Genomic DNA, 13,178 nt, shown 5'->3' on the forward strand with positions numbered 1-13,178 from the left:
GCGTGTACAAAATTTGTGAGAGTGTCGGGATGGACTGGGATAAGCTAAGAATATTTCACGCGGTGGCCGATGCGGGCAGCCTGACCCACGCGGGGGATGTGCTGCATCTGTCGCAATCGGCGGTGTCGCGGCAAATCCGGTCGCTGGAAGATAGCCTGAGCGTGACCTTGTTTCACCGCCACGCGCGCGGATTGATTCTGACCGAACAAGGCGAATTGCTGTTTGATGCGACCAAATCCATGGTCAAACGGCTGGATGCTGCTGCCGCCCGTATTCGCGACAGCGAGGATGAGGTGTTTGGCGAATTGCGCGTGACCACGACCACGGGGTTTGGCACGCTGTGGCTGGCGCCGCGCCTGCCCGCGCTTTATGCTAAATATCCCAGCCTGAAAATTGATTTAATGCTGGAAGAACGCGTGTTGGACCTGCCCATGCGCGAGGCGGACGTGGCCATTCGCATGAAAGAGCCGTCACAGGCCGACCTGATCCGGCGGCGGTTGATGAACATTCGGATGCGGCTTTACGCAACGCCGGAGTATTTGGAGCAGGCGGGGATGCCCGCAACCATGGCCGATTTCGCGCAACATCGTTTGATTTGCCAAAACACCGGGGCGGCGCAGGTCGCAGCGGGCGCATCATTGGTGCAGCAGTTGATGGCGTTTGATATTCCGTCCACGTTGACCGTGAACAATTATTTCGGCGTGCTGCAAGGCGTGTTGTCACATCTGGGCATCGGCGTGCTGCCCGATTATTTGACCGAGGATTTTCCAAAGCTGGTGCGCGTGTTGCCCGATGTCGAATCGGGCGAAGTGCCCGTGTTCCTTGCCTACCCAGAGGAGTTGCGCCAGTCAAAACGGGTCGCAGCCTTTCGCGATTTCGTAACTGAGGAAATTTTCGCCTATCGCAAACGCCAACGCGTCGCGGCCGAAGGAGAAGATTAGGGGTAAAACCTGTATCTTATCCGCCACTTATACCAGCCATGCAAAAACCGCATATCGGCCATTCCTGAACTGAATGGTCAAAAAACTTGCACGATAGAAACACCCGCCCTATCTGGGAACTTGAAGGCAGCAATGATTTGCTCTTGTCGCCTTCACCTCCCTGTTGGACTTGGCCGAGCGAAAGCTCGGCCCTTTTTTTTGGTCATGGGTCAAAGGGTGGTGCAATCGCGCTTGAAACTTGCCTTTGCCCTTCCCCTTTATGTCCCTTTCGCCTAGGAACACGGCAACGTTTTACCGATGGGAAATCGCCATGACCAAACCCGTGTTCGAACCTGCAATCACCCCCGAATTGATCGCCGCACATGGGTTGAAACCCGATGAATACACCCGCTTGCTGGAGATTATCGGGCGGGAACCGAGTTACACCGAACTCGGCATATTCTCGGCCATGTGGAATGAACATTGTTCCTATAAATCATCGAAAAAATGGCTGCGCACTTTGCCCACCACCGGGCCGCAAGTGATTTGCGGACCGGGTGAAAACGCGGGTGTGGTCGATATTGGCGATGGCCAAGCCGTTATTTTCAAAATGGAAAGCCACAACCACCCATCCTATATTGAACCGCACCAAGGGGCTGCCACGGGCGTTGGCGGCATTTTGCGCGATGTGTTCACGATGGGCGCGCGCCCGATTGCCGCGATGAATGCGCTGTCGTTCGGAGTGCCCGCCCATCCCAAAACTAAGCATCTGGTCAAGGGCGTGGTTGAAGGTGTGGGCAGTTATGGCAACGCGTTTGGCGTGCCCACGGTGGGCGGTGAAGTGCGGTTTCACGCCAGCTATAACGGCAACTGTTTGGTCAACGCTTTTGCGGCGGGTTTGGCCGATACGGACAAGATTTTCTATTCCGTGGCATCGGGCGTGGGCATGCCTGTGGTGTATTTGGGTGCCAAAACCGGCCGCGATGGCGTGGGCGGCGCGACCATGGCAAGTGCCGAATTTGACGACACGATTGAAGAAAAGCGCCCCACCGTGCAGGTTGGCGACCCCTTTACCGAAAAACGCCTGCTGGAGGCGTGTTTGGAGTTGATGCAAACTGGCGCGGTGATTTCCATCCAAGATATGGGGGCCGCGGGCCTGACCTGTTCGGCGGTGGAAATGGGCGACAAAGGCGGGCTGGGGATTCGGTTGCAGTTGAACGACGTGCCGCAGCGCGAATTGCACATGACCGCGTATGAGATGATGCTGTCGGAGAGCCAAGAACGCATGTTGATGGTGCTGAACCCGGCGCTGGAGGCGCAGGCGCGGGCGGTGTTTGTGAAATGGGACCTTGATTTCGCGATTGTAGGCGAAACCATCGCTGAAGATCGGTTCCTGATCATGCTGGGGGATGAGGTGAAGGCGGATTTGCCTTTGTCGAAACTGGCATCCTCGGCCCCCGAATATGATCGCCCTTGGGTGGAAACGCCCAAAGCGGCCCCGTTGGGCGATGTGCCTGCGATTGGTGCGATGGACGCCTTGCGCGCGCTGATTGGCAGCCCGAATTACGCGCACAAGGCCTGGGTGTATGAGCAGTATGACAGCATGGTTATGGCCGACACGGTGCGCACACCGGGCCTTGGCGCGGGCGTGGTGCGGGTGCATGGCACGCCAAAACTGCTGGCGTTCACATCCGATGTAACGCCGCGCTATGTTATGGCCAACCCGTTTGAAGGTGGCAAACAGGCGGTGGCCGAGGCGTATCGCAACTTGTGTGCCGTGGGGGCGACACCTTTGGCGACCACGGACAATTTAAACTTTGGCAACCCGGAAAAGCCTGAAATCATGGGGCAATTTGTGGGTGCTATCAAGGGCATCGGCGCTGCGGTGGCCGCGTTGGACATGCCGATCGTGTCGGGCAACGTGTCGCTGTACAATGAAACTGACGGCAAGGGGATTTTGCCAACGCCAACGATTGGCGCGGTGGGTATTTTGGCCAGCGCCGATGATCTGATCGCGGGCCTGCCGCAAAACGGCGACATGGTCTTGGTGATCGGCGAAACCCACGGACATATGGGCCAAACCGCCCTTTTGGCCGAGGCGTTTGGGATGGAAACCGGCGATGCCCCCCATGTGGATTTGAAAGCGGAGCGTAAACACGGCGAATTCCTGCGCAAACACCGCAAACTGGTCAATGCCGCGACCGATTTGGGCGATGGGGGCCTTGCGCTTGCCGCGTTTGAAATGGCTGAAGGGGCGGGCTTTGGCGTTTGGCTGGAAACCGGGTCTGTGACCACGCTGTTTGCCGAAGACCAAGCGCGCTATCTGGTGGCGTGCGATGTCGCCGATGCAGCCGCATTGATGGCGGCGGGCGAAAAAGCGGGCGTTGCGGTGAAACAGGTCGGGCAGTTTGGCGGGACCAGCGTGTGTTTTGGCACGGCATCGGCCCCGATGGTGGAACTGTCTGCGCTGTACAGAACCGCGTTTGAAAAAGCGGTGGGGTGAACCGCACCACCTTGCGGTGCGCTGGCGCGCGCCCTAGATTGATGTTGAAGACAGGAGTACACTCATGCCCATGCAAGCGCAGGACATCGAAAATTTGATCCGCGACACGTTCCCGGACGCGAAAATCACCATCACCGACCTTGCCGGCGACGGCAATCACTGGGCGGCCGAGGTGATTGATGCCAGCTTTAAGGGCATGAACCGGGTGCAACAACAGCGCGCGGTCTATGCCAGCCTGAAAGGCAAAATGGACGGCGCGCATGGTGAATTGCACGCGCTGGCGCTGACCACCAAAGCACCGGACTAACGTTACAAAGACATGAAACTCGCCCCGCGCGCGCGGGACACCAAACCGAAAGACAGGCCAATGACCGACGCAAAAGAGCAAATTCAGAAAACCATCGACAGCAATGATGTTGTGCTGTTCATGAAGGGCAACAAAGCGATGCCGCAATGCGGGTTCTCTTCCCGCGTGGCAGGGGTTTTGAATTTCATGGGCGTTGATTTCGCCGATGTAAACGTTTTGGAAAACACCGATATTCGCCAAGGCATCAAGGATTTTTCCGATTGGCCGACCATCCCGCAGCTGTACATCAAGGGCGAATTTGTGGGCGGTTGTGATATCATCACGGAAATGACGCTGAACGGCGAATTGGACCAGATGTTTGAGGCCAAAGGTGTGGCATTTGACAAAGCCGCGGCAGAGAAAATTCGCGAAGCCAACGCTTAACCCATCGCATGAAGAACGCTGTGTAATCCATTGAAAAGGCGGATCATTGACCCGCCTTTTGTGTTTCAAGGGGCAGTGCGTTACACGCACCCTACCAATGCATCACCCGGCGATACGGTCTTCAATCTTGCGCGCCAACGCCTCAGCCCGCGCGGCGATTTCGGCCATCGTTTCAGGGATTTGTGGCGGGATGACCGAGACTTGGATTTTCTGCGGTTCGGGCAAGGGACGGTTTTCCAACTCCTCCACCCGGGCTTGCAAAACGCGCAGTTGATCTTCCACCGATGCGGTGCGATCGGCCAGCATCAAGCCCGACATCAACAGCATCCGCGCTTCCGGTAAACGGCCCATTTGGGCGACCAAAGGCTGCGCTTCGGTGTCCAGCATGGCGGCTGCGGTGCGCAAAAAATGCTCTTCGCCTTCCTGGCAGGCGACCATAAAGCTGCGGCCGCCGATGGTGATTTCCAGTTCAGCCATGGGCGCGCGCCTCCTCGATCAAGGGTTTTAGCTCGGCCAAAATCTCATCCATTTCGGCAGTTTCGGTGTGGCGAGTGGCGCGCAGGGATTCAAGTTCGGCCAGCATAGCTTTGTTTATCAGATGCGGTTCCGCCAGATTGTCGGCAGCCGCCTCATGCAGCACGCGCAGATGTTCGCGCAGTTGCACGGTGGATTTGCGCATGCGTTGCAGTTCCAACCCTTGAATATCAAGCTGTTGGGTCATTTTTTCCACCCGCGCCTCTAGCTGGCTTTGCGGGGCTGCCTCTCGGACGGGGGCCGTGTCGCGGGGGGCAGCGTCGCGGGTTGAGCTGGATTTCAACCGTTCGGTCAGCTGCGCCACGGTCGCCTTTTCGGCGGCAAGGGCGGCTTTCAACCGGGCCAGTTCGCCCTCCAGCGCGCTGGTATCCACGGCGGGCGCAGGACTGGCAGGCACAGGATTGGCAGGCACAGGATTGGCAGCACCGCCCTGCCCCAGTTTGTCCAACCCAGCCCCGATCCGCGCCAGCGCAGAGGTGATGCGCCGTTCCAGCTCCGCGATATTGCTTTGGTCACTCATGAAAATGCCCCTTTGCCTTTGGTCTTGCTTGCGCGCCCATCGTCCAGAACGAATCGCCCGCGTCAACGGTTTTTTTCATCTTATCCCAAAGCGGCGGGGAATTGCGCCCCCCTTTAGGATCAAGCGGTTGCCGGACGTGCTTGATCTTGCCGCTTATGTTGATATGCAGCAGGGGAACGTGGGAAAATGGGGTGTTCTGTGCCCTTGTCCGGCCCTGCACGCGCCCACCAGCGCCCCCAATTGAAGGAAGATCGCTTTGGATATTGCCACCCTGCGCGCCCAGCACCCCGACCATTGGACGCTTGCCTGCCCCATTCGCACCCTGACCTTGGACGCCGTGGCGGCCGCCAATTCGGGCCATTCGGGCATGCCGATGGGGATGGCCGATGTGGCGACGGTTTTGTTTCAAAACCACCTGAAATTTGATGCCTCGGCCCCCAACTGGCCCGACCGCGACCGGTTTATCCTGTCTGCGGGCCACGGGTCGATGCTGCTGTATTCGCTTTTACACCTGACGGGTTACGCCGACATGACGTTGGAGCAGATCAAGAATTTCCGCCAATGGGGCGCAATTACCGCGGGCCACCCCGAATATGGCCATGCCACCGGGATTGAAACGACCACGGGTCCCTTGGGGCAAGGCATCGCCAACGCTGTTGGGTTTGCGATGGCTGAGGAGAATTTGCGCGCGCGCTGGGGGGCCAAAATTCAGGACCACCACACTTATGTGATCGCGGGCGATGGCTGCTTGATGGAAGGCGTGAGCCAGGAAGCGATTGCGCTGGCGGGCAAGCATGAATTGTCGCGGCTGATCGTTTTGTGGGACAACAACGGGATCACGATTGATGGCAAAGTGTCGCTGTCGGATGTGACGGACCAAATGGCGCGGTTTGCGGCCAGCGGTTGGGATGTGTTCGCCTGTGACGGGCATGACCCGGTCGATATCGACCGCGCGATTGTCGCGGCCAAGACCAGCCCGCGCCCGGCGATGATTGCTTGCGCGACCCATATTGCGTTGGGATCTTCGGCCCAAGACACCTCCAAGGGGCACGGCGCGCTGACCGCCCCCGATTTGATCGCCCAGACCCGCGAAGTTTATGGCTGGCCGCATGGGCCGTTCGTGATCCCCGCCGATATCAAAGCCCGGTGGGAGGCGATTGGCGCGCGCGGCGTGGATGCCCGCAAGGATTGGGAGCGGCGGTTGAGCAATCTGTCGGACACCAAGCGGGCCGAGTTCACGCGGATTTTCAAAGGTGAGGCCCCGGCGAAACTGGCCGCCGTGGTGCGCGCGTTGAAAAAGCAAGCGGTGGAGACGATGCCAAAAATCGCCACCCGCGCGGCATCGGAACGTGCGCTGGAGGTGATCAACCCGATCATGCAAGAAACCATGGGCGGGTCGGCGGATTTGACCGGGTCCAACAACACGAAAACCGGCGATTTGGGCGTTTTCATGCCGGAAAGCCGCGAAGGTCGCTACGTCTATTACGGGATCCGTGAACATGGCATGGCGTCGGCGATGAATGGCATGGCGCTGCACGGCGGGGTGCGCCCTTATTCGGGCACTTTCATGTGCTTTACCGATTATGCGCGGCCCGCGATGCGGCTTTCGGCGTTGATGGGGGTGCCGGTTGTTTATGTGATGACCCACGATTCTATTGGTCTGGGCGAGGATGGTCCGACCCACCAGCCCGTTGAACATCTGGCGATCAGCCGGGCCACGCCGAACACGCTGGTCATGCGCCCCGCCGATTTGGTGGAAACGGCGGAAGCGTGGGAGGTTGCGTTTTCGCAGACCAAGACCCCAACCGTGATGGCCCTGTCGCGGCAGAATTTGCCAGCGGTGCGCAAAAAACACCTGAACCTGAATATGGTCGCCAAGGGCGCTTATGTTTTGGAGGAGGCGGAGGGCAAGCGGCAGGTGATTTTGATGGCCACCGGGTCAGAGGTCGAAATCGCGGTGAAAGCGCGCGAGATTTTGCAGGCCGAGGGGATTGGCTGCCGCGTGGTGTCGATGCCGTGCTGGGAGCTGTTTGAGGAGCAAGATCAAGCGTATCGCCGCAAGGTTTTGCCCCCCGGCCCGGTGCGTGTCGCGGTGGAGGCGGGGATTAGGTTTGGCTGGGATCGTTGGCTGTTTGGTGAGGGCGGCAAGCGCGAAAAATCGGGCTTTATCGGGATGCACGGCTTTGGTGCATCGGCGCCCGCAGACCGGCTGTACAAGGAGTTTGGCATCACCGCCGAGGATACCGCAGCCAAGGCGAAATCGCTGTTGGGGCTGTGATGCATCGCGCGCGATACAGCTATAGTGCATCGCGCGCGATGCGGCGGCTAAGCCCTTGATTTTAGGGCTTAGCCGCCGCGATGTTAACCAAATTTTAACGGTTTGAAACGCGATTTGCGGGGGCTTTTGGCCCCCGTTTTCACGTTTAACCCCTAAGTCACATGGACCGCAGCACGACGACCATCAGCAAGGAATAAAGAGCGACACCGCCGCCGATCAGAAAGAACGGCCAGTTTTTGGTGACGGTTGCGGTGGCCATCGACCGCATCTGACCGATCAAATCGGGCCATGTGTAGGATACGAAATCGCCTTGGGTAAACACGGCTTTGATATGACCGTTTTCATCGACCACGGGCAAGCGGCGGAAACGTTCGTTTGACATGATGCGCAGCCAATCCAGCATATCATCGGTTTCGCGCGCCAAACGCGGGTTTTCGGTCATGATCTCGGCCAAGGTGGTTTTATGCGCGTCAAGGTTTTTGGCGACCAGTCTGTTCATCACATCGCGTTCTGTAACGACGCCAATGACCTTTTTACTGGTGTCGATCACGATGACGGAGCCGTAGTTTTTCACGGCCATTTTGGTGACCGCGTCAAACACGGTCGTTTCGGGCGCGCAGGTCAGCGGTTGCTGCTTCATCTTATATTCGGGGCGGTCCATCAAGCGATTGCCGGGGCGTTGAGTGGTGTCTGGCATGGCGTGCCTCCTGTGTTGTTGACGCTATGACCTAGGGCACATGCGGCAAAAGGCCACCCCCCGGTCAATGCGCGCTGGTTTTGCCTGTGAGGCGCGCCAAGGTGGGTGTGATGATTTTGGTGACAAGAGGGATAAGGAGAAGCCCAAGCACCAAGCCGATAACGCCGTCAATTGCCGCCGTAACCGCCCATTGGGTAAGACCGGGGGGGGCGGGGATGGAGTGACTGGCCGCCACGGCCAAATGATGGATTTGATCGTAAATCCATGGAAAACCAAGCACTTGCAACCCATGGGTGATGATGTTGCCCCCCACCCACAGCATTGCCCCCGTACCGACAAACGACAGCGTGGCGAGCAGGTAAGGCATGAAACGCACCAGCGCGCGCCCCACCGCGCGGCTGGCAGCAAAGCGCATATTGGCGGCCATGTGCAGCCCCACATCATCCATTTTCACGATCAACGCGACCACGCCGTAGACGGCAACCGTGACCATGATGGCGACCACGGCAAGCGTTGCCGCCTGCATATAGACGTTTGGTGCGTCGATGACCGAAAGCGAAATGGTCATAATCTCGGCTGACAGAATGAAGTCGGTTTTGATTGCGCCTGCGACGCGCGCCTCCTCCAGCTTTTTGGGGTCTTTTGGGGTCATGTCGGCGTCCACCGTGTGGCTGGTGCCGGGGAACAGGGCGTGAAAGATTTTTTCAGCCCCTTCAAAACACAGAAATGCGCCGCCGAACATGAGAAGCGGCGTGATCGCCCAAGGGGCGAAGTTTGAAAGCAGGAGGGCGGCGGGCAGAAGGTATAAGAGCTTGTTTTTGAACGACCCTTTGGTGATGCGCCAGATCATTGGCAATTCGCGGCTGGCATCAAGACCGGTGACATAGGTAGGGGTTACTGCGGCATCGTCGATCAGCACGCCTGCGGTTTTGGAGCCTGCTTTGGCAGCGGCGGCGGCGATATCATCGACGGATGTGGCGGCCACTTTGGCGATTGCGGCCACATCATCCAACAGGGCCAAAAGTCCGCTCATTAACTATCCTTTCAGGGTTGTGCGCTAGGGTAACTATATTCGCGGGCCGGGCCAAGCCGTTAGCGGAAACAGCGATTTGCGTTAGCGCCAACAGGGCAAGTTTGCGCTAACACACTGATAAAAAGACGTTTTTAGCTTTGAAATGAAGGGGGATTTGTATATGGGTCCGCAAGGGGCTGAGATGTAAGGGTTTGGTATGACAATCACCATCGGGATCAACGGGTTCGGGCGCATCGGGCGCTGCACATTGGCACATATTGCGGAAAGTGCGCGCAATGACGTGCAGGTTGTGGCGATCAATGCGACGGGGCCGATTGCAACCAACGCGCATTTGTTGAAATACGATTCGGTGCATGGGCGGTTTCCAGGCGTGGTGCGGGTGGAAGGCAACACGCTGGACCTGGGGCGCGGGCCGATGCGCGTGATGTCGACCTATAACCCCACTGAGCTGGACTGGGAGGGGGTTGATGTGGTGCTGGAATGTACCGGCAAGTTCAACAACCGCGAACAGGCGGCAGTGCATTTGACGCGCGGGGCAAAGCGGGTTCTGGTGTCTGCGCCTGCGAAAAATGTTGATAAGACGGTTGTGTACGGTGTGAACCACCGGCAGTTGTTGGCCGAGCATCATGTTGTGTCGAACGGGTCGTGTACCACGAATTGTCTGGCGCCGCTGGCCAAGGTGTTGAACGATGCGGTGGGGATTGAAAGCGGGATTATGACGACGATCCACAGCTATACCGGCGATCAGCCGACATTGGACCGCCGGCATGATGATTTGTACCGGGCGCGGGCGGCGGCCATGGCGATGATCCCGACATCGACCGGGGCTGCGGCGGCACTGGGAGAGGTGTTGCCAGAACTGGCCGGCCGGTTGGATGGAACGGCGATGCGGGTGCCCACGCCCAATGTGTCGGCAGTGGATTTGACGTTTATTGCGCGCAAATCGGTGACGGCGGCGCAAGTGAACGAGATCGTGCGCGAGGCGGCGGCGGGGTATATGGGGATGGTCATGGCCTATGACCCAGAACCGAAGGTGTCGGTGGATTTCAACCACACGCCGCACAGCTGTATTTTTGCGCCTGACCAGACCAAGGTTGTGGGCAATTGCGTTCGGGTGCTTGCGTGGTATGACAACGAATGGGCCTTTTCTTGCCGGATGGCCGATGTGGCCGGGGCAATGGGGCGGTTGTTGCATTAATCGGGCCTGCGGTCCGCGCGTTTGGGGACCGACATGACGAACACCTTGGCGATCTGGCTGGGCTTTGTGATTGTGGCGGCGGTTTTGGCCGACATCATCTTGAACAGCGGCGGGGCCTTGCTGTTTTTGCTGCGCAGATTCGCGGTGTTTATCGAATATCTTTCCTTCTGGCGGTGAAACGGGCAGTCTTTGGCTTGTATTTTTGCTTGATTTATGGTGTTAGCGCTAGCAATGGGGCGGCCTGCCCCGCAATGAAAGAAGGAACCTGCCATGACCGTCAAAGTCGCTATCAATGGGTTTGGTCGCATTGGCCGCAATGTGTTGCGCGCCATTATTGAATCGGGGCGAACCGATATTGAGGTGGTCGCGATCAATGATCTGGGCCCGGTGGAAACCAATGCGCATTTGTTGCGGTTTGATTCCGTGCATGGGCGGTTTCCGGGCACAGTGACCACGACAGACACGACGATTGACGTGGGGCGTGGGCCGATTGCAGTCACCGCCATTCGCAACCCAGCCGAATTGCCTTGGCAGCACATTGATATTGTTATGGAATGTACCGGGATTTTCACTGACAAAGAAAAGGCGAAAATCCATTTGGAAAACGGCGCAAGCCGGGTTTTGGTTTCGGCCCCGTCCAAGGGCGCGGATAAAACGATTGTGTACGGCGTGAATCACGACACGCTGACGGCCGCCGATGTGATTGTGTCCAACGCGTCTTGCACCACCAACTGTTTATCGCCGGTGGTGAAGGTGCTGAATGATGCGATTGGCATTACCAAAGGGTTTATGACCACGATCCACAGCTATACCGGCGATCAGCCGACGTTGGACACCATGCACAACGACCTGTACCGCGCGCGGGCCGCAGCGTTGAGCATGATTCCGACATCGACCGGGGCGGCAAAAGCCGTGGGGTTGGTGCTGCCCGAATTGAATGGCAAGTTGGACGGGGTGGCCATTCGCGTGCCAACGCCGAACGTGTCAGTGGTGGATTTGACGTTTGAGGCAAGCCGCACCACGACTGTGGAGGAGGTGAACGCCGCCATTATCGCCGCTGCCAATGGGCCGCTGAAGGGGATTTTGGGGTTCACCGATCAGCCGAATGTGTCGATGGATTTCAACCATGACCCGCGCAGCTCGATTTTCCACTTGGACCAGACCAAGGTTTTGGACGGAAATATGGTGCGGATTTTGACGTGGTACGACAATGAATGGGGATTTTCGAACCGCATGGCCGATACGGCTGTGGCGATGGGAAAGTTTTTGTAAATCACCCGTCAAGGGTTGGATATCATTGGGGTGCCCATTGCGGCGCCCCTTTTTTTATCCGGCCAAAGCCATGCGTGCAGCGCATGGCCCCTTGCGATTGGCGACAGTTGTTAGCGCAAGCATTTACCCCGATATAGAACGCAGAAGGGTGGCATGGGGCCAGCCTTTTGGATGTATGTTAGGAAAAACAATGCACAATCTGTTTAAATCTGTGAAATTGGCGCTGGCTGACTATGCCCGCTATGTGGCGACCCGCAATGAAATTGCGCAGATGCCGCTGGATGTGGCGCTGGACCTTGGGATTTTTCGCGGCGATGCCGACAAGATCGCGCGCAAGGCTGTTTGGAATTAAGCGCCGTTTCTGGCGACCCTTTTAGGCGTAGCGCGCGACCAGCGCGTCGCGCACGGCGGGGGGCACGAATTTTGACACATCGCCCCCCAGCCGTGCAATTTCCTTGACCAGCTTTGACGCAATCGCCTGACGCCGCGCATCGGCCATCATAAACACTGTTTCTATTGATGCATCCATCGCGCGGTTCATGCCAACCATTTGAAATTCATATTCAAAATCTGCCACGGCGCGCAAGCCGCGCACAATCACGGTGGCCCCCACATCACGGGCGCAATCAATCAGCAGGTTTTCAAACGGGTGGACCACGATCACACCGCCGGTTTTGGCAAGGATGGGGGCACATTCCGCCTCTACCATTGCCACGCGGTCCTCGAGTGAAAACAAGGGGCCTTTGTCGCGGTTGATCGCAACACCGATCACCAATTTATCGACCAAGCCCATCGCGCGCTGGATGATATCGGTGTGGCCCAATGTGATTGGGTCAAAGGTGCCGGGATAAAGGCCAGTGCGCATGACGCCTCCTGTTTTTTGTTGCAGCACGCAACAATATTGCGCGCAGCTTTGCAAGAGAAAAACGAGAGCGTGCGACGTGGGTTTGGCGCGGCGTTAGAAGCCTTTTATCATGCCTTCCAGCGCGTCTTTTTCCATCGTTAATTGCGCCAGCCGCGTCTTGACCACATCCCCGATAGAGATGATGCCGATCATTTCCGCCCCGTCCATCACGGGCATATGGCGAAAGCGACCATCGGTCATTTTCTGCATCACGCTGTCGGCGCTGTCGGATTTGGTGCAAGTGACCAGTTTGGCTGTCATCACCCCATCCACCGTGTCGGTCATGCAGGTCACGCCGCGTTTGCCCAAGACGCGCACAATATCGCGTTCCGATAAGATGCCATCGGGGTGGGTGCCATCGCGGCTGATGATGATGGCGCCGATGCGTTTTTCGGACAGGATGGCCGCCGCCTCGGATAAGGTGGCGCTGGGTTTGAGGGTGACGACGCCTTGGTTGGATTTGGACCTAAGGATCTGTTGGACGCTCATTGATACCTCCCCTATTTCGATGGTTCAGGGTCGGCTGTCGGGGGGCTGTCTGTCAAGCGATTGCTTTGACTGCCTTTGCTGCAAGTGCATGGGTGCGCAG

16 protein-coding genes are annotated in these 13,178 nt (G+C 57.9%); 9 read left to right on the plus strand and 7 right to left on the minus strand.

The window, feature by feature from the left end:
• Positions 1-29 precede the first annotated feature (29 nt).
• The 4 genes from BMY36_RS02205 to grxD all read left to right on the plus strand — a co-directional run bounded on the left by BMY36_RS02205 (position 30) and on the right by grxD (position 4,153).
• The gene (locus BMY36_RS02205; RefSeq protein WP_050520226.1) at positions 30-941 is read left to right on the plus strand and encodes a LysR family transcriptional regulator; all 912 of its coding nucleotides are present in this window, start codon (positions 30-32) and stop codon (positions 939-941) included.
• Positions 942-1,263: 322 nt separating this feature from the next.
• Positions 1,264-3,423, plus strand: a complete 2,160-nt coding sequence (purL, locus tag BMY36_RS02210; protein WP_050520300.1) for a phosphoribosylformylglycinamidine synthase subunit PurL — start codon at positions 1,264-1,266, stop codon at positions 3,421-3,423.
• A gap of 64 nt (positions 3,424-3,487) precedes the next feature.
• Complete coding sequence (locus BMY36_RS02215; RefSeq protein WP_050520225.1) at positions 3,488-3,730, plus strand: BolA/IbaG family iron-sulfur metabolism protein; 243 nt, start codon at positions 3,488-3,490, stop codon at positions 3,728-3,730.
• Positions 3,731-3,790: 60 nt separating this feature from the next.
• Positions 3,791-4,153, plus strand: a complete 363-nt coding sequence (grxD, locus tag BMY36_RS02220; RefSeq protein WP_050520299.1) for a Grx4 family monothiol glutaredoxin — start codon at positions 3,791-3,793, stop codon at positions 4,151-4,153.
• Positions 4,154-4,255: 102 nt separating this feature from the next.
• Here grxD and BMY36_RS02225 read toward each other — a convergent pair whose 3' ends face one another.
• The 3 genes from BMY36_RS02225 to BMY36_RS02235 are packed head-to-tail and all read right to left on the minus strand — an operon-like array spanning position 4,256 to position 5,502.
• Complete coding sequence (locus BMY36_RS02225; RefSeq protein ID WP_050520224.1) at positions 4,256-4,630, minus strand: cell division protein ZapA; 375 nt, start codon at positions 4,628-4,630, stop codon at positions 4,256-4,258.
• Complete coding sequence (locus BMY36_RS02230; protein WP_050520223.1) at positions 4,623-5,207, minus strand: hypothetical protein; 585 nt, start codon at positions 5,205-5,207, stop codon at positions 4,623-4,625. The genes BMY36_RS02225 and BMY36_RS02230 overlap by 8 nt, the downstream gene beginning before the upstream one ends.
• Positions 5,200-5,502 (minus strand): hypothetical protein, encoded by a 303-nt coding sequence (locus BMY36_RS02235; protein WP_050520222.1) that lies wholly within the window; start codon positions 5,500-5,502, stop codon positions 5,200-5,202. Before BMY36_RS02235 ends, BMY36_RS02230 begins: the two co-directional genes overlap by 8 nt.
• Here BMY36_RS02235 and tkt point away from each other — a divergent pair.
• A complete protein-coding gene (tkt, locus tag BMY36_RS02240; protein ID WP_050520221.1) occupies positions 5,464-7,485 on the plus strand; it encodes a transketolase in 2,022 nt (673 codons plus the stop codon). The genes BMY36_RS02235 and tkt overlap by 39 nt on opposite strands.
• A 157-nt stretch (positions 7,486-7,642) precedes the next feature.
• On the opposite strand, the gene BMY36_RS02245 is transcribed toward tkt, so the two are convergent.
• Positions 7,643-8,182, minus strand: a complete 540-nt coding sequence (locus BMY36_RS02245; protein WP_050520220.1) for a CBS domain-containing protein — start codon at positions 8,180-8,182, stop codon at positions 7,643-7,645.
• Between the two features lie 64 nt (positions 8,183-8,246).
• Positions 8,247-9,215, minus strand: a complete 969-nt coding sequence (locus tag BMY36_RS02250; RefSeq protein ID WP_050520219.1) for a DUF808 domain-containing protein — start codon at positions 9,213-9,215, stop codon at positions 8,247-8,249.
• Positions 9,216-9,411: 196 nt separating this feature from the next.
• Here BMY36_RS02250 and gap (BMY36_RS02255) point away from each other — a divergent pair, with 196 nt between their 5' ends.
• The 4 genes from gap (BMY36_RS02255) (at position 9,412) to BMY36_RS19795 (ending at position 12,037) form a co-directional block, all read left to right on the plus strand.
• The gene (gene gap, locus BMY36_RS02255; RefSeq protein WP_050520218.1) at positions 9,412-10,413 is read left to right on the plus strand and encodes a type I glyceraldehyde-3-phosphate dehydrogenase; all 1,002 of its coding nucleotides are present in this window, start codon (positions 9,412-9,414) and stop codon (positions 10,411-10,413) included.
• A 33-nt stretch (positions 10,414-10,446) separates the two neighbouring features.
• Entirely contained in the window at positions 10,447-10,590 is a 144-nt protein-coding gene (locus BMY36_RS19790) for a hypothetical protein (RefSeq protein WP_050520217.1), read from the plus strand.
• Between the two features lie 93 nt (positions 10,591-10,683).
• Positions 10,684-11,685: a type I glyceraldehyde-3-phosphate dehydrogenase gene (gene gap / locus BMY36_RS02260; RefSeq protein WP_050520216.1), complete on the plus strand. Its 1,002-nt coding sequence runs from the start codon at positions 10,684-10,686 to the stop codon at positions 11,683-11,685.
• A 190-nt stretch (positions 11,686-11,875) separates the two neighbouring features.
• Positions 11,876-12,037 carry a DUF1127 domain-containing protein gene (locus BMY36_RS19795; RefSeq protein WP_175469234.1) on the plus strand — a complete coding sequence of 54 codons (162 nt, stop codon included), beginning with the start codon at positions 11,876-11,878 and terminating at the stop codon, positions 12,035-12,037.
• A gap of 21 nt (positions 12,038-12,058) precedes the next feature.
• On the opposite strand, the gene coaD is transcribed toward BMY36_RS19795, so the two are convergent.
• Complete coding sequence (gene coaD, locus BMY36_RS02265) at positions 12,059-12,550, minus strand: pantetheine-phosphate adenylyltransferase (protein ID WP_050520298.1); 492 nt, start codon at positions 12,548-12,550, stop codon at positions 12,059-12,061.
• A 93-nt stretch (positions 12,551-12,643) separates the two neighbouring features.
• Positions 12,644-13,078, minus strand: coding sequence for a CBS domain-containing protein (locus tag BMY36_RS02270; RefSeq protein WP_050520215.1), 435 nt, complete (start codon positions 13,076-13,078; stop codon positions 12,644-12,646).
• Between the last annotated feature and the right edge of the window lie 100 nt (positions 13,079-13,178).

This window comes from Pseudorhodobacter antarcticus (assembly GCF_900110135.1).
Lineage (GTDB): Bacteria > Pseudomonadota > Alphaproteobacteria > Rhodobacterales > Rhodobacteraceae > Pseudorhodobacter > Pseudorhodobacter antarcticus.

Bases quoted from the DNA above. Each gene is read 5' to 3' on its own strand.
- BMY36_RS02205 (WP_050520226.1), top strand. From the start codon at position 30: ATGGACTGGGATAAGCTAAGAATATTTCACGCGGTGGCCGATGCGGGC.
- BMY36_RS02215 (WP_050520225.1), top strand. From the start codon at position 3,488: ATGCCCATGCAAGCGCAGGACATCGAAAATTTGATCCGCGACACGTTC.
- grxD (WP_050520299.1), top strand. From the start codon at position 3,791: ATGACCGACGCAAAAGAGCAAATTCAGAAAACCATCGACAGCAATGAT.
- BMY36_RS02225 (WP_050520224.1), bottom strand. From the start codon at position 4,630: ATGGCTGAACTGGAAATCACCATCGGCGGCCGCAGCTTTATGGTCGCC.
- BMY36_RS02230 (WP_050520223.1), bottom strand. From the start codon at position 5,207: ATGAGTGACCAAAGCAATATCGCGGAGCTGGAACGGCGCATCACCTCT.
- BMY36_RS02235 (WP_050520222.1), bottom strand. From the start codon at position 5,502: ATGGTCGGGGTGCTGGGCGCGCAGGGTGGCAATATCCAAAGCGATCTT.
- BMY36_RS02245 (WP_050520220.1), bottom strand. From the start codon at position 8,182: ATGCCAGACACCACTCAACGCCCCGGCAATCGCTTGATGGACCGCCCC.
- BMY36_RS02250 (WP_050520219.1), bottom strand. From the start codon at position 9,215: ATGAGCGGACTTTTGGCCCTGTTGGATGATGTGGCCGCAATCGCCAAA.
- gap (WP_050520218.1), top strand. From the start codon at position 9,412: ATGACAATCACCATCGGGATCAACGGGTTCGGGCGCATCGGGCGCTGC.
- BMY36_RS19790 (WP_050520217.1), top strand. From the start codon at position 10,447: ATGACGAACACCTTGGCGATCTGGCTGGGCTTTGTGATTGTGGCGGCG.
- gap (WP_050520216.1), top strand. From the start codon at position 10,684: ATGACCGTCAAAGTCGCTATCAATGGGTTTGGTCGCATTGGCCGCAAT.
- BMY36_RS19795 (WP_175469234.1), top strand. From the start codon at position 11,876: ATGCACAATCTGTTTAAATCTGTGAAATTGGCGCTGGCTGACTATGCC.
- coaD (WP_050520298.1), bottom strand. From the start codon at position 12,550: ATGCGCACTGGCCTTTATCCCGGCACCTTTGACCCAATCACATTGGGC.
- BMY36_RS02270 (WP_050520215.1), bottom strand. From the start codon at position 13,078: ATGAGCGTCCAACAGATCCTTAGGTCCAAATCCAACCAAGGCGTCGTC.